At 63.8% G+C, this 15,161-nt stretch carries 15 protein-coding genes and 1 tRNA gene; 9 read left to right on the top strand and 7 right to left on the bottom strand.

From position 1 onward, the window contains the following. The first annotated feature begins 186 nt into the window (after window positions 1-186). Window positions 187-2,586 (top strand): ATP-binding protein, encoded by a 2,400-nt coding sequence (locus XH84_RS37875; protein WP_128919547.1) that lies wholly within the window; start codon window positions 187-189, stop codon window positions 2,584-2,586. A 329-nt stretch (window positions 2,587-2,915) separates the two neighbouring features. Then, window positions 2,916-2,989: transfer RNA gene (locus XH84_RS37870), tRNA-Gly, on the top strand. Window positions 2,990-3,094: 105 nt separating this feature from the next. Here XH84_RS37870 and XH84_RS37865 read toward each other — a convergent pair. Continuing rightward, window positions 3,095-3,241: a hypothetical protein gene (locus XH84_RS37865; RefSeq protein WP_181769324.1), complete on the bottom strand. Its 147-nt coding sequence runs from the start codon at window positions 3,239-3,241 to the stop codon at window positions 3,095-3,097. 277 nt (window positions 3,242-3,518) lie between these two features. Next, a complete protein-coding gene (locus XH84_RS37860) occupies window positions 3,519-3,911 on the bottom strand; it encodes a DUF1622 domain-containing protein (RefSeq protein WP_128919548.1) in 393 nt (130 codons plus the stop codon). 186 nt (window positions 3,912-4,097) lie between these two features. On the opposite strand from XH84_RS37860, the gene XH84_RS37855 reads away from it, so the two are divergent. The 7 genes from XH84_RS37855 to XH84_RS37825 all read left to right on the top strand — a co-directional run bounded on the left by XH84_RS37855 (window position 4,098) and on the right by XH84_RS37825 (window position 11,747). Beyond that, on the top strand, window positions 4,098-5,387 hold the full coding sequence (locus tag XH84_RS37855) for a DUF2254 domain-containing protein (protein ID WP_164936272.1): 1,290 nt from the start codon (window positions 4,098-4,100) through the stop codon (window positions 5,385-5,387). Then, window positions 5,384-6,049 carry a hypothetical protein gene (locus tag XH84_RS37850; RefSeq protein WP_128919550.1) on the top strand — a complete coding sequence of 222 codons (666 nt, stop codon included), beginning with the start codon at window positions 5,384-5,386 and terminating at the stop codon, window positions 6,047-6,049. Before XH84_RS37855 ends, XH84_RS37850 begins: the two co-directional genes overlap by 4 nt. A 178-nt stretch (window positions 6,050-6,227) precedes the next feature. Then, the gene (locus tag XH84_RS37845) at window positions 6,228-8,447 is read left to right on the top strand and encodes a DUF3141 domain-containing protein (protein ID WP_128919551.1); all 2,220 of its coding nucleotides are present in this window, start codon (window positions 6,228-6,230) and stop codon (window positions 8,445-8,447) included. A 29-nt stretch (window positions 8,448-8,476) separates the two neighbouring features. Next, the gene (locus XH84_RS37840; RefSeq protein ID WP_128919552.1) at window positions 8,477-9,439 is read left to right on the top strand and encodes a phosphate acetyltransferase; all 963 of its coding nucleotides are present in this window, start codon (window positions 8,477-8,479) and stop codon (window positions 9,437-9,439) included. 5 nt (window positions 9,440-9,444) lie between these two features. Continuing rightward, window positions 9,445-10,659, top strand: coding sequence for an acetate/propionate family kinase (locus XH84_RS37835; protein WP_128919553.1), 1,215 nt, complete (start codon window positions 9,445-9,447; stop codon window positions 10,657-10,659). Then, entirely contained in the window at window positions 10,656-11,444 is a 789-nt protein-coding gene (fabI, locus tag XH84_RS37830; RefSeq protein WP_128919554.1) for an enoyl-ACP reductase FabI, read from the top strand. The genes XH84_RS37835 and fabI overlap by 4 nt, the downstream gene beginning before the upstream one ends. A 30-nt stretch (window positions 11,445-11,474) precedes the next feature. Beyond that, on the top strand, window positions 11,475-11,747 hold the full coding sequence (locus tag XH84_RS37825) for a DUF3551 domain-containing protein (protein ID WP_128919555.1): 273 nt from the start codon (window positions 11,475-11,477) through the stop codon (window positions 11,745-11,747). Between the two features lie 24 nt (window positions 11,748-11,771). Here the strand turns inward: XH84_RS37825 and XH84_RS37820 are convergent, their stop codons facing one another. The 5 genes from XH84_RS37820 to XH84_RS37800 all read right to left on the bottom strand — a co-directional run bounded on the left by XH84_RS37820 (window position 11,772) and on the right by XH84_RS37800 (window position 15,155). Beyond that, entirely contained in the window at window positions 11,772-12,230 is a 459-nt protein-coding gene (locus XH84_RS37820) for a MaoC family dehydratase (RefSeq protein WP_128919556.1), read from the bottom strand. Window positions 12,231-12,244: 14 nt separating this feature from the next. Then, on the bottom strand, window positions 12,245-12,895 hold the full coding sequence (locus tag XH84_RS37815; protein WP_128919557.1) for a 3-oxoacid CoA-transferase subunit B: 651 nt from the start codon (window positions 12,893-12,895) through the stop codon (window positions 12,245-12,247). A 4-nt stretch (window positions 12,896-12,899) separates the two neighbouring features. Next, a complete protein-coding gene (locus XH84_RS37810) occupies window positions 12,900-13,553 on the bottom strand; it encodes a CoA transferase subunit A (protein WP_128919558.1) in 654 nt (217 codons plus the stop codon). 67 nt (window positions 13,554-13,620) lie between these two features. Next, window positions 13,621-14,076, bottom strand: coding sequence for a hypothetical protein (locus XH84_RS37805; protein ID WP_245471997.1), 456 nt, complete (start codon window positions 14,074-14,076; stop codon window positions 13,621-13,623). Window positions 14,077-14,228: 152 nt separating this feature from the next. Further along, on the bottom strand, window positions 14,229-15,155 hold the full coding sequence (locus XH84_RS37800; RefSeq protein ID WP_128919560.1) for an alpha/beta fold hydrolase: 927 nt from the start codon (window positions 15,153-15,155) through the stop codon (window positions 14,229-14,231). Between the last annotated feature and the right edge of the window lie 6 nt (window positions 15,156-15,161).

Below are 15,161 nucleotides of genomic sequence, written 5' to 3'. Positions count from 1 at the left end.
CGGAGTGGTAGTTTGCGCCGGAATCCTGCTGTTGGGCGCAAGACATGACCCGTCGACCTCAATCCGCCCAAGGGCCGAAAGGGTGATTGCGCGCATCGGGTGACGAGGCAGGCGTCTCAACTCTTGGATGGCTCGAGATTGCAGCCGGTGGACCGGAGCAGAGCCGCCATTTCGGGGACGTGGTGCATGGCCAACGCAGGTGACGAGGACCCCAAGCGCAGCCCCGCCATCGCGCCGGCGGCTGCGAAGCCCGGTCTGACCGGCATCGGCGCCGTGCTCGCGCCTCCGATGTTCGCATCGCTGCTGTCGCGGCTCTTCAACTGGTCGCGCAGCGGCGTCGGGCCGCGGCTGCTCGCCGCCGTGCTGCTGTTCTCTTCCGCCGTGACGCTGACGCTGACGGCGCTCCAGCTCTATCTCGATTACGACCGCGAGGTCGGGCTCATCGAGACGCGTCTCGACGAGATCGGCCGCAGCACGACCGACAGCCTCGGCGAGAGCCTGTGGAATCTCGACCAGAACCAGCTCAAGCTCCAGCTCGACGGCATCCTGCGGCTGCCCGACATCCGTTCCGCCGAGGTGCGCGAGATCGCCGATCGTCCCAATCCGATCCGTCTTGCGGTCGGCGAGCCCAGCGCCCGCTCGGCGGTGACGCGCGACTATCCCTTGAACTACAGCGCGCAGGGGGCCGCACGGGAGATCGGCGTGCTCCACGTCGAGGCGACGCTGGCCGACGTCTATCAGCATCTGCTCAACCGGGCGCTGGTCATTCTGGTGAGCCAGGCAGCGAAGACATTCCTGGTCTCGCTGTTCATCATCTACATGGTCCATCTGCTGGTGACGCGGCATCTGGTCGCCATCGCCGAGTTCGTCAGCAAATACAACCTGGCGCGGCCGCCGCCGCCTTTGCGCCTCGAGCGCCGAGCGCCCTACGATGCCGACGAGCTGGACAAGATGGTCGACGCCTTCAACGCCATGTGCGCCAACCTCGAGCGGGCCTATGGAGAGCTGCGCGAGGCCAATGCAAGTCTCGAGCGCGACCTGAGCATCCGCCGACGCGCCGAAGAGGACGCGCGGGCGAGCGAACAGCGTTTCCGCGACTATGCCGAGACGGCCTCCGACTGGTTCTGGGAGACCGGTCCGGATCATCGCTTCACCTACATCTCCGACCGGGTGGCTGCCTTCGGCATGGACCCCAAAGCGCTGATCGGCAAGCGCCGCACCGATGCCGCGTTCGGACCCGACGCCGAGCCCGAGAAATGGCGCGCGCACCTGGCAACGCTGGACCGTCACGAGCCGTTCCGGAAGTTCGAATATCGCGGGCGCGACACTGCCGGGCGGATGCATCATTTCAGCGTCAACGGCCAGCCGATCTTCGCCGCCGACGGACGCTTCATGGGCTATCGCGGGTCGGCGACCGACCTCACCGCGCAGCACGAGACCGAGGAGCGGCTGCGCCAGTCCCAGAAAATGGACGCGATCGGCCAGCTCACCGGCGGCGTCGCGCACGATTTCAACAACGTGCTCACGGTCATCACCGGCACCATCGAGATCATCCGGGACGGGCTCGCGGACAAGCCAGAGCTCGCCGCGATCGCGCAGTTGATCGACGATGCGGCCGCGCGCGGCGCGGAGATCACCTCGCAGCTCCTGACCTTCGCGCGCCGCCAACCGCTGGAACCGCGCGAGATCGACGTCAACGCCCTCGTGGTCGAGACCGTCAAGCTGCTCAAGCCGACCCTCGGCGAGCATATCGAGATCGAGACGCGGCTCGCCGACGACGCCTGGTCCGCGATGGCCGATCCCTCGCAGCTCTCCTCCGCGATCGTCAACCTCGCCGTCAATGCACGTGACGCGATGCCGGGGGGCGGCAGGCTCACCCTCGAGACCGCAAACCGGGAGCTCGACGACACGAGCGGTGATGCCGTGCGCGGCGCCTTCGTGATGATCGCGGTCAGCGACACCGGCCACGGCATCCCGGCCGACATCCGCGAGCGGGTATTCGAGCCGTTCTTCACCACCAAGGGCGTCGGTCGCGGCACTGGGCTCGGGCTCAGCATGGTCTACGGCTTTGCACGCCAGACCGGCGGCACCGTCGCCGTCGAGAGCGAGGAGGGAGTTGGCACGGTGATGCGGCTGTTCCTGCCGCGGTCGAAGGGCGAGGCACCGGCCAGGACGGCGCCGGTTCAGCCGCTCGTCACGGCACGTGGGCAAGAGACGATCCTCGTGGTCGAGGACGATCCGCTGGTGCAGGGCTATGTCATTGCCCAACTCGGCAGCCTCGGCTATCGCACGCTCGTGGCCGGCGACGGCGCATCGGCGCTGGTGCTGGTCGCCCAAGGCGCCAAATTCGATCTCCTGTTCACGGACGTCATCATGCCCGGCGGCATGAACGGGCGGGAATTGGCCGACGCCGTCCGGCTGCGCCGGCCCGGCGTGAGGGTGCTTTTCACCTCCGGTTACACCGACAATGCCATCGTCCACGAAGGGCATCTGGATCCCGGCGTCGCGTTGCTCGGAAAGCCCTACCGGAAGTCGGAGCTGTCGGAGAAGATTCGAGAGGTGCTTGCGAGCGAGTCGCCGGCCTGAGCCGCGCGACCGACGAAAAAGGCGCGGCGGGGAAGCCCCGTCGCGCCCGATCTCGTGCTCGCTGGTCCAGGGCTGAGAGCGCCCCGATGCCAAGCCTTTATTCAGAGCTTAGCGGGCGACCCCAGCGAGGTGACAGCGCTTGGTAAGAGACACTGGATCACCTCCTTTCATTGGTTTCGGAAGGCTTCAATATAGGCGGCATTGCCGCCGCTGTTAAGGGGCGGCGGGTCCGGAAGGAACCAGGGCCACTCGCAAGGTTGAGGACACGCCGGAAAGCGGCGTCCTCGGCAGTTGAGACCGCCGCCCGGCCGTGTTAGGGAGCCCGTAGCGCGGGTGTAGCTCAATGGTAGAGCAGCAGCCTTCCAAGCTGAATACGAGGGTTCGATTCCCTTCACCCGCTCCAATCTTTTCAGTTATTTAACCCGCGAACGATTCCGACTTCCGACAAGCCGGGCTGAATCACTTCCGACAAATTTTCGCGGTCTGTTCGCAAGCCGCCCACGAGCGATCAAGCCCACTTCCCGCGCTTCCTGATCCGCTTGAGCTGACTCTGCTGCTTGGCTTCGTCGTCGCCGTGCAGGTAGTTCACCATCGCTCTGGTTGACGACCACTGGCCCTTTTTCATCAGCTCCAGCTCGGTCAGCCCGGAGCCCATCGATTCGGTTGCGCCACCATGGCGGCCGAACGAGGTGAAGGTCAGCGGCTGCGATCAGGCATAACGGCACTTTCCGGTTGAAAAAATCGTCTGGCACCGAGCGAGATTCCCAGGGGAGAAATTGTACGGCATGGAGACGACGGGAGTTACGTCCCTCCGGAAGCAAAAGGTAAGAGGCTCCCGACGTTCATGGCTCGGTATTCGATAGCCAAAGCAACTCTGTCCTTGGGGCCAGCGATATTAGAAAGCCAGCAAACACCTAATTGGGGAACTGCTCTTATCGACCTCGGGCCCGGTCCGCGGCCTCGCGCTCCGGCTGCCAAGGCCAGCGGCCTTCGATCTCCAGCGTCAGCGTCCAGCTCAGGAAGGTGCGGACCACGACCAATCCGGCCAGCAGGCCGAGGCTCACGAAGGTCAGCTCGATCGCAATCGTCTTCACGATATCGGCGGCAACCAGCACTTCGAGGCCGAGCAACAGCGATCGTCCTATGCTGATCTTATAGCTGTCGTAGCGGGACTCGACGTTTTGTCCAAAAATGTATCGCGCCGACCAGATGATCCCGATGACGATGATGAACACCCCGAAAATTTCGATGCCGATGCCGACGACGTGAATCCACTGGCTGGTGGCGGTCTCGAAGGAGGGCGCGTGATCGGCGGCGGAATTCATGGTCCAATCTTCGTTGCGCGCGGCGCGCCGTCGCGACGAGCGCTTCGTCCGCCCGATGAGCCCTCATTGATCCATGCTTGCGTCAGGCACCGTTGATCAAGATCAACAAACCGACCGCAAGGCGCGGGGATGCTGTCGCTTGCCCGGCCGTCCAGACGGCATTCGGGCATCGTGAAAGGAGGCGGCATGCAGCTTTGGCTGATACCCACGCTCTATGCGATTGCGAGCGTCGCCGCTGGCTTCCTGGTGCCGCGCCTGGAAGCGACGTTCCTGGCCGTCAGTCTCAACCTGTCGACCTCCTCCGCACAGGCCTATTTGTCGGCAGTTGCCTCGGGCATGATGGCGCTGACCGGCATCGTGTTCTCGATCGCCTTCGTGCTGGTCCAGTTCAACGCCGTGGTCTATTCGCCCCGCCTGGTCGTCTGGTTCGCGCGCGACCGGCTGCTGTTTCACTCGCTCGGCATGTTCGTCGCGACGTTCATGTACAGTCTCGCCACGCTGGCCTGGGTCGATCGCCAGGGTGCTCAAGGCGTGCCATTTCTTTCAGCCGCGATCGTCGCGGCCATGCTGGTCGCCAGCGTGTTGATGCTTGCGCAACTCGTCCAGCGTTTGAACAATCTCCAGATCATACGGGTGCTGCAGGCGCTGGGCGATATCGGCCGGCAGGTCATCGTCAGCGCGTACCAGGCGGTCCCGTGGCGCACGTCCGGCAACGCCGCGCCAGCGCAACGACCCACCTGTGCGCCGGCGCTGACGGTTAAGCATATCGGCAATCCGCAGTCGGTGACGTCGATCGACATCGCCGGGCTGGTTGGCCTTGCCTGCCGGATGGACGGTCTCATCATGATAGAGTGCGGCGTCGGGGACACGCTGCTCGAAGACAGCGTGATCCTGCATGCTCACGGAGCCAATAGTCTCGTGATGGAGAAGGAGCTGAGTGCATGCGTTCATCTCGACGAGCAGCGCACTTTCGAGCAGGACCCGAAATATGCGATGCGGCTTCTCGTCGATGTCGCGATCAAGGCGCTGTCTCCGGCCATCAACGACCCCACGACCGCCGTGCAGGCCATCGACCAGATCGAGGATCTGCTGCGGCGGCTGGCCAAATGTGACCTGGATGCCTGTCAGGCCTTCGATGAGGATGGCGTTCTAAGAGTGATCTATCGGATGCCGACCTGGGAGGACTACCTCGCGCTGGCCTTCGACGAGATCCGGCAGTTCGGGTCGACCTCCATCCAGGTGATGCGCCGCCTGCGCGCCGCGCTCGCCGAGCTCGCCGAGTGCGTCGATGGAGACCGCGCGAAACTCGTTCGCGATTACCTCGGTCATCTCGATTCCGGGATCGAGCGGTCGAGCTTCGATGCGCAGGACCGCGCCGCGGCCCGCATCGAGGATCGGCAGGGTCTCGGCTTGTCGCATCACCACGGCCTGGCGAGCCCGGCAGCCTCGGACGAAAAGGGGCGGGCGGTCTCGTGATCACGCAAGCAACCGGATTGACGCGGGCGAAATTGCGAGCTCCGCGCGTGGCGGCCGCGGCGGGGATTCTGTTTTCGCTGCTGCTTCTCGCGGTGTTCTGGCTGATGCGGCGGTCCGTGCCGGCCGATCCGCTCGAGCCGGGTGCGTGGCTGCATGGCGGGACCAGCAACGTCGCCTTGGCATTGAACCTGGTGCCCTTCGCAGGCGTGGCCTTCCTGTGGTTCGTCGGCTTTCTGCGCGACCGGCTCGGCGAGCGCGAGGACCAGTTCTTTGCGACGATTTTCTTCGGCAGCGCTGTGCTATTGCTCGCGATGTTGTTTGCCGCCGCCGCTGTCATCGGCGCCGTCATTCTGGCCTTCCACGCGGCGCCGAATGTGCTGATCAATTCCGCGACCTTTCATTTCGGCCGCGGCCTGGCCTACGGAATGGTGAACATCTACCTCGTCAAGACCGCCTCCGTGTTCATGATGACGACGTCGACCATCGCCCTCTACACGGGGCTCACGCCGCGTTGGCTCGCCTATGGCGGATATGCGGTCGCTGCTATCCTTCTCATCGGAAGCTACTACATCGACTGGAGCCTCGTCGTCTTCCCGTTCTGGGTGCTGCTGGTGAGCATCAACATCTGGCTCAAGAAGGACGGGGGCGAGGTGCGCCCGTGAGGACGCTGCGCCAGCTTCTCCCGGGAGAGGAGTTGATGGTGCTCGCCGTCGGCTTCAACCCGACGTCACCACGGCAGGTCTGCTGACGCTGTCTCGATCAGGCCGACCGTTGACCTAAGTCAACGTATCCCGTCGCTCCGCGGCTCTCAATGGATGCGCGGACGAGAGAGGTCAGAACATGTCGATGGAAACTCAAAATCTACCGGGTGGCCCCCTGTCCGGGCTCGTGGCCTCGGCGGTCGAATATCTGGTCGACGCGGGACAGCGAAGCGTGCTGTTCCTGGACATTATGCGCCGACGGGGAGACCAATATCGCGAGCACGTCGCGCAGACCGCTCCGCACGTCCTGCAATATGCCGCCGAGCTGATCATTGACGGCCGCAAGCTCGACGAGCCGGTCAACTACGCATTGGTCCGCATCATTCCGCCGAAGGGCGTCGAGATCGATTCCGAGCGGCGGCCGTTCATCGTGGTCGATCCACGCGCCGGACACGGCCCCGGCATCGGCGGCTTCAAGGCCGACAGTGAGATCGGCGTCGCGATGAAAGCGGGGCACCCCTGCTATTTCATCGGCTTCCTGCCCGAGCCGATGCCGGGGCAGACCATCGAGCGCATTGCCCGCGCCGAGGCGCTGTTCATCGAGAAGGTCATCAGTCTGCATCCCAAGGCCGACGGCAAACCGTGCGTCATCGGCAATTGCCAGGCCGGCTGGGCCGTGATGATCCTGGCGTCGTTGCGGCCGGAGCTGTTCGGGCCGATCATCATCGCCGGCGCGCCGCTGGCCTATTGGGCCGGAGTGCACGGCAAATATCCGATGCGCTATTCGGGCGGACTGCTGGGGGGAAGCTGGCTGACCGCGCTTGCCAGTGATCTCGGCGCCGGCAAGTTCGACGGCGCCTGGCTGGTGCAGAACTTCGAGAACCAGAATCCGTCGAACACGCTCTGGACCAAGCAGTACAACGTCTATTCCAAGGTCGACACCGAAGCGGACCGCTATCTCGAATTCGAGCGCTGGTGGGGCGGCCACGTCAATCTGAATGCCGAGGAAATCCAATTCATCGTCGATGAATTGTTCATCGGCAACAACCTGGCCGCGGGCAAGATCGAGATGTCCGACGGCCAGAAGGTCGATCTCCGAAACATTCGATCGCCCATTCTGGTGTTCTGTTCCGAGGGTGACAACGTCACACCCCCGCAGCAGGCGCTGGACTGGATTCTGGATTGCTACGCTGATGTCGACGAGATCAGGGCCTATGGGCAGACCATCGTCTATACCGTCCACCAGAGCGTCGGCCATCTCGGTATTTTCGTTTCCGGCGGCGTCGCCAAGAAAGAGCATGCGGAATTCTCGGAAAACATCGATCTGATCGATGTGCTGCCGCCGGGGCTCTATGAGGCGACCTTCGAGGCCAAGGACGAGGAGACGACGAGCTCCGATCTCGTCGTCGGCAAGTGGGTCATGCGCTGCGAGGCGCGGACGCTCGATGACATTCGGGCGATGGGCAGCAATTCGCCGGAGGACGAGCGGCGTTTCGCCGCCGCCAAGAGCGTTTCCGAGATCAATCTGGCGGCCTACCGGAAGTTCGTCCAGCCCTGGATCAAGAAGGTCGTGAGCCCGCAATTGGCGGAGACGATGCGCAACCTGCATCCATTGCGGCTGCAGTACGAGGCCTTCAGCAGCCAGAACCCGCTGATGGCCACCGTCAAGTCTGCGGCAGAGGAGATCGAGGACAAGCGCAAGCCGGTGTCGAAGGATAACCCGTTCCTGGCGTTCCAGGAGCAAATGTCCAAACAGATCGTCCACGCACTCGATAGCTGGCGCGACGCAACGGAAGCGCTGAGTGAGACGGTCTTTCTCAATCTCTACGGCTCGCCGGCCCTGCAGGCAGCGCTCGGGATCGATCCGAAATCGGAGCTCTCGCGCCGGCGGGAGATGTCCGCCGAGCACCGGGCCATGCTGGAGGCGCGCATCGCCAAGCTGAGGTCCAGGATCGGCGAAGGCGGCCCGCGCGAGGCGGCCATCCGAAGCCTGCTTTACATCGGCTCGGCCCGCGGAATGGTCGACGAGCGCAGCATCGAGGCGCTGCGCCGGGTTCGGCGTGATTATGCAGGGCCTCGCCTGTCGCTGGCCGAGTTCAAGATGCTGGTTCGTGAGCAGTTCTTCATGCTGCTGCTGGACCAGGAAGGTGCGCTTGCAGCCATTCCGAAGCTTTTGCCCGATGACGTCAATCAGCGCCGGACTCTGTTCGGGTCCATACGGGACGTGCTGTCCGCCAGCGGCGCGGTTTTGGGTGAACCTGCGAACCGCCTTCAGCGGATTGGGGCGCTTCTTGGCGTCGATGCGGGAGAAGGGAGCGCGAACAACGTTGCCCCTTTCGACCAGGCGAGAGCTTCGTAGCGGCCGTTAAGTGGATCGGGAGCAACGTCATGGCAGCGGAAACCGGGCAATCGCAATCGTCCAGCAAGTACGATCGGCTGATCGCGGCAGCCAGGGCCGTTCCTCCGGTCCCAACCATCGTGGTGCATCCCTGCGACGAGACTTCGCTGCGTGGGGCCGTCGACAGCGCACAGGCCGGCATCATCCGGCCCATCCTGGTCGGCCCTGAAGGCAAGGTCAGGGATGCCGCCAGAAAGTTCGATCTCGACATCTCGGGCTTCGAGATCGTCGATGCCGCACACAGCGAGGACGCTGCCGCCAAAGGGGTCGAGCTGATTCACGCCGCCAAGGGCGAGATGCTGATGAAGGGCAGCCTGCATACGGACGAGCTGATGCGGGCAGTCACCGCGAAGGCCGGAGGCCTGCGCACCAATCGCCGCATCAGCCATGTGTTCGTGATGGATGTACCGGCCTATGCCGAAACCTTGTTCGTGACGGACGCCGCCATCAACATCTTTCCCGACCTCGATGCCAAGCGCGACATCATCCAGAATGCGATCGATCTCTACACGCAGGCTGGCTTCGGCGCGGCGCCGCGCGTCGCCATTCTGTCGGCGGTCGAGACCGTCACCTCCAAGATTCCATCGACCATCGAGGCGGCTGCGCTCTGCAAGATGGCCGACCGCGGCCAGATCACCGGCGGTGTACTCGACGGCCCGCTGGCGTTCGACAATGCGATCGACCCTGAGGCGGCGCGCATCAAGGGCATCAAGTCCGAGGTCGCCGGCCGGGCGCAGATCCTCGTCGTTCCCGATCTCGAGGCCGGCAACATGCTGGCAAAGAATCTTGCTTATTTCGCCAAGGCCGATGGGGCCGGCATCGTGCTCGGCGCCCGGGTGCCGGTCGTCCTGACTTCGCGAGCCGATACGCCGCGCGCGCGGATGGCTTCCTGCGCCGTGGCGTCGCTTTATGCCAACGCGCGCCGCCAGCATGCTCCCACAATAGCTGCGTGATCGCCATGGATACGATCCTCGTCGTCAACGCCGGCTCTTCGAGTGTCAAGTTCCAGATTTTCTCGGTCGAGGGCGAGGGCCGGCTGCGGCGGCAGATCAAGGGCCAGATGGACGGCATCGGCAGCCGTCCGCGGCTTAAGGCAAGCGGCGGGGCGGGCGATCCCTTGGCCGACCGCGCTTACCCGATTGAGGCGGTGCCGGACGTCTCGACTGCAATGGGCGTCGCTGGCGCGTGGCTGCGCGAGGAGCTTCGCATTCACCCGATTGCGGTCGGACATCGGGTGGTTCATGGCGGCCCCGACTACGATAGGCCGGTCCTGATCGACCACGGCGTGGTGGCCCGGCTGGAGCGCTTCATCAATCTCGCACCGCTCCACCAACCCCACAACCTGTCGCCGATCCGCTCGATCCTGGCGAACTTCCCGACGCTACCGCAGGTAGCCTGCTTCGACACCGCATTTCACCGCACGCATGGTGCCCTGGCGGACTACTACGCGATTCCGCACCAGCTTCATGCTGAGGGCGTGCGGCGCTATGGCTTTCACGGGCTATCCTATGAGTACATTGCGAGGACGCTGCCCAGCGTAGCCCCAGAAATCGCAAAGCGCCGGGTGATCGTTGCTCACCTCGGCAGCGGCGCGTCCATGTGCGCGATGAAGGACGGGCGGAGCGTCGAGAGCACGATGGGTTTCACCGCGCTGGACGGTCTGCCAATGGGAACGCGGCCGGGACAGCTCGATCCCGGCGTGGTGCTCTACCTCATGGCCGAGAAGGGCATGTCAGCCGCGAGCGTGCAGGACTTCCTCTATCGCGAATGCGGCTTGAAGGGCCTCTCCGGTGTCAGCAACGACATGCGCGAGCTGGAGAAGAGTGACGATCCCAAGGCCAAGCTCGCGATCGACTATTTCGCTTATCGGATCGGCCTCAACGCCGGCATGCTGGCGGCCGCTCTGCAAGGTCTCGATGCCTTCGTCTTCACGGCCGGGATCGGCGAGAATTCTGCAACCGTTCGCGCCCGCGTGGCCGAGCAGCTCGCTTGGCTCGGAGTCGCGCTCGATCCCATTCAAAACTCACGCCACGCCCGGCTGATCTCGCAGACCGGCAGTCTCATTCCGGTCTACGTGGTGCCGACCGATGAAGAGCTGATGATTGCGCAGCATACGCTGTCGCTGCTGATGAACACACCATCGAGCAACCCCAGACAAGAGAGGGTGTCATGATTCCCGTCTATCCGGAGACCAAGGTGGCCCTGAAAGGCAAGAAGGGGCTCGTCGTCGGCATTGCCAACGATCAGTCCATCGCCTGGGGCTGCGCCAGGGCGTTCCGCGCGCTCGGTGCCGAGCTCGCGGTGACCTATCTGAACGATCGTGCCAAGAAGCACGTCGAGCCGCTGGCGCAGGCGCTGGAGGCGCCGATCTTCATGCCGCTCGACGTCATGGCGGAAGGCCAGACCGAGCAGGTCTTCGAGAGAATCGCGAAGGAGTGGGGGCAGCTCGACTTCCTGCTGCACTCGATCGCCTTCTCGCCCAAGGAAGCGCTGCACGGCCGTGTCGTCGACGTCGGCCGCGAGGGCTTCCTCAAGACCATGGAGGTCTCCTGCTGGTCCTTCCTGCGGATGGCCCATCTGGCCGAGCCGCTGATGAAGAACGGCGGCACGATGTTCACCATGACCTATTATGGCAGCCAGATGGTGGTCGAGAATTACAACATCATGGGGGTGGCGAAAGCGGCGCTGGAATCTGCGGTTCGTTATGCGGCGGCCGAGCTGGGCCCGAAGGGCATTCGGGTTCATGCGATTTCGCCGGGACCGTTGGCCACCCGTGCGGCCTCGGGCATTCCCGAGTTCGACGAGTTGATGGACAAGGCGCAATCGAAGGCGCCGGCGCGGAGCCTGGTGAGCATCGACGATGTCGGCAATGCTACCGCGTTCCTGGCGCTCGACGGCGCCAAGCTGATGACCGGCGGGGTGCTGTACATCGATGGCGGCTATCACATCATCGATTAAGCGTGGGCTAGGCAGAGTGCTGGAGATAGGATGCGTATCGCCCTACTAGGCATGGTGTTGCTGGTCATCGGCTCTTTGTCAGGGCAGGCTCAGACCTATGACCCTCGATATCCAGTCTGCATGAAACTATATGAGGGGTCTCTAGACGGCGGGGAGTGGATTGATTGCAGCTACACATCGATGCCGCAATGTCGGGCGTCAGCGTCCGGCCGTGCGGCCATGTGTGAGGTAAATCCGTACTTCGCGCCGGTGCAAAGGCGTCCTTTCGGCAGCGATAATTACGGCACCAGACGCCATTACTGACTGGCGCGTGAGGTCCACGGTGTCTCAGCGATAATGCAGCGCGATCAGCTCGGCGATACAGGCCGGCTTCTTGCCGCCTTCGATCTCGATCACGAGATGATAGTTCACGCGCAGGCCATCGGGTGGTACGTCCTCGGCTTCCGCGACGGTCACGCGTCCTCGCAACTTGGATCCTGCCGGCACGGGCGCCAGGTAGCGGATCCGGTCCGCGCCGTAGTTGAGCGTGTTGCGCAGGCCTTTCAGCCCGATCACGGATCGAATGAACAGCGGCGCGAGCGCGAGCGACAACAGCCCGTGGGCGATGGTCTTGCCGCCGGGCATCTCCTTGCTGGCACGCTCCTGATCGACGTGAATCCACTGCTCGTCGCAGGTCGCTTCCGCAAACTGGTTGATCCGCTCCTGGGTGATCTCGATCCAGTCGCTAACCCCGATTTCGGTGCCGACGGCCGCTTTGATTTCCTTGAAGTCGCTGAATATACGCATGCCGCTTCATCCACTCATATCTTCATTTCGGGGACCCTGTCGCCGACAACCAGCTCAGCTTCCGTGACCGCCATGACTTCGCCGACGCTGACGCCGGGGGCGGTCTCGATCAGGGTGGCTTTCCCGTCGGGAAAGCCGATCACCGCGAGGTCGGTGACCACCAGGCTTACGGGCCGGCTGGACGTCAGCGGCAGGTTGCACTGCTTGACGATCTTCGACTTGCCCTTCGCTGCATGTTGCATGGCGACGATGACCCGTTTGGCCCCGCTCACCAGATCCATGGCGCCACCCATGCCGGGCACCATCTTGCCAGGGATCATCCAGTTGGCGAGGTGACCGCCTGCGTCAACCTGCAGGCCGCCGAGCACGGTGACATCGACATGGCCGCCGCGGATCAGTCCGAAGGACATTGCGCTGTCGAACGTGCTTGCGCCCGGAAGCGCGCTGATCGGCCTTCCGCCGGCATCGGTGAGCAGCGGATGCTCCAGTCCCTGTTCAGGAATGGGTCCAGTGCCGATTAGCCCGTTCTCGGACTGAAAGAACACCTTCAAATCGGGCGACACATAGTTTGCGACGAGCGTTGGAATGCCGATGCCGAGATTAACGAGGTTGCCCGGCTTGAGCTCCTGCGCGACACGGCGAGCGATGATCTCCTGTGCGTCCATGACCTCACCCGTTCGCGTTGGTGATGAGATAGTCGACCAGCGGCGCTGGCGTCATGACGTGGTCGGGCGCGATGACGCCAACGGGAACGATGTGCTCCGCGGTCACAATCACGGTATCGGCCGCCATGGCCATCACCGGGTTGAAATTGCGGGAGGTCAGCGCGTAGGAGAGATTGCCGAGGTAGTCGGCGAGGAAGGCGTGCACCAGCGCGAATTGCGCGCGCAGCGCCGTCTCGAGCAGATAGGGCCTGCCGTCAACCTCGATCTGGCGCTTCCCTTCCGCGACCAGCGTGCCGACACCCGTCGGTGTCAGCACACCACCCAGGCCGCAGCCGCCGGCGCGAATACGTTCGGCGAAAGTGCCCTGCGGAATCAGGTCGACCCCGATCTGATTGGTGAGCATCTGCTGCTGCGCCTTGGGGTTCAGACCGATATGGGTGGCCGTCAGCCGCGAAACCAACGCCGCGTCAAACAACTTGCCGACACCCTTGCCGGGCAACGCCGCATCGTTGCTGATGATCGTGAGGCCGCTCTTCCTCTGTCGAACGACCTCGTCGAGCAGGCGCTCCGGTGTCCCCACCCCCATGAAGCCGCCGACCATGATGCTCGCGCCGGTTGGGATCATCGCGACGGCTTCTTCGACGGATACGGCCCTCATGATCGGAACTCCGGTCAGTTCGTCGGCGGAATGTTGGCGGACGGTCAGCGTCGTCCTTTGACTTGAGTCAAGACTTCAGTCCATTTTCGTCGCTCGAAACGTCGATGCCCTCGAGTATCTCGCGCCACAGCTTGCGCACCTCGGCGTGGCGCCGTTCGAGTGCGGCACTCACGGCGTCGCGAAACGGCACGAGGCTCTCTCCCTTCAGGAAGATGATTTGCGCTTGCAACAACCGGCCGCTCTCGAACTCGACGCGCCGCAGCGCCATCACGAAAGGATCGTTCGCGTTCGCCTCGACCGGAAGCAGAGCCGCCGGCCGGATGCCAGCGTGAATGGCGTGAGCGAGGGTCGCAAGGTCGACGGCAAGTGCCAGCGCATGGTCCGGAATGCCATCCGCCGCCGCGGGAAACCAAGCGGTCTCCCAGGCCGCGGCGAGATAGCCCAGGGCGAGGTCCGGCATCCAACGGGTTGCACGCAGGAGCAGGGAAACGATCTCGGATTCGTTGTAGAACTGCGCGTTCAATTCGGTTTGCCAGGCCGATTCCAACCTGAGAGGCAAGGCGAGAGCGAAGCGACGCCCAAGCGCACCGTGGGCTGAGATCAGGAAGCTCGCGACGCGGGTCTGCTGCCGGGCCGGCACGCGGCCATCGGAATCGAGCGGACCGAAGAAGGCGCTCATGCGATCGCTCCCTGCACGGGGACCGCGCGCAGATGATCATAACCGGTGGGAAACGGCACGAGATCGCCGCCCGCCTCATCCGGTGCAATCCAGACCGTCTTGTTGCCTTGCCAGCGCTCCGCCAACACGTCCTCAGCGAAGCGGGCGAGCAGATCGGCCGTCAGCGCCGGCTTCTCCAGCGTGAAGGCATGGTAGGCCCGCGGGATGATGACCAGCGAGCTGTTGGGAATCTGAACGCGCAGCGTCTCGTGCAGCGCGCGCGGAGTGAGGAAGTCGAACTCGCCGTTCAGGATCATCGTCGGTATGCCGATCGAAGGCAGTTGCGGCGTGAGCGGCTGGAAATCAAGGAAGGATTCCATCAGGTTCTGCAGGGCGTAGACATCGTTCACGAGCCAGCCCTGCCTCTTCACGCTGTCGAGCTTGTCCAGCACCGGCGCCAGCCATTGGTCCGAGACATTCATTGGCAGCAGCAGATCCTGCAGGTAGCTGGTGCCGCCGAGGATCAGGCCGGTGCGCAGCGCGTTGCCGAGCAGGAAAAGTTGCGGTGGCAGTTCGGCAAAGCAGCTCATTGGCACAAGCCCGGCCAATCGGCCGCCATGCGCGACGGCATAGCGTAGTGCGATCAGGCCCCCGAAGCTGATGCCGCTCAAGAACACGGGCCCGTCACCGACTTCCTGGATCAGCAGGTGCAGAGCCGCAACCTGATCGTCCTGGCTGATGAAGAGAGCGGGCTTGTCGGATTCGCCCTGACCGAGCAGATCGAAGGTTGCGACGCGGAATCGGCGAGCGACGAGCGCATCGCGATAGGCGGTCCAAAGCTCGGCATATTGCGTCAGACCATTCACCAGCACGTAGGCCGGCGCGTCGGCTGGGCCGTCGAGCTCGTAGCGGATCCGATACGAGCCATGGCTGAGAAAAGGCATTGCGGC

The sequence above is a fragment of the Bradyrhizobium nanningense genome, from assembly GCF_004114535.1.
Classification (GTDB): domain Bacteria; phylum Pseudomonadota; class Alphaproteobacteria; order Rhizobiales; family Xanthobacteraceae; genus Bradyrhizobium; species Bradyrhizobium nanningense.
Note: the sequence above shows the minus strand (reverse complement) of the source record. Positions and strands in the feature narration are given on the sequence as shown.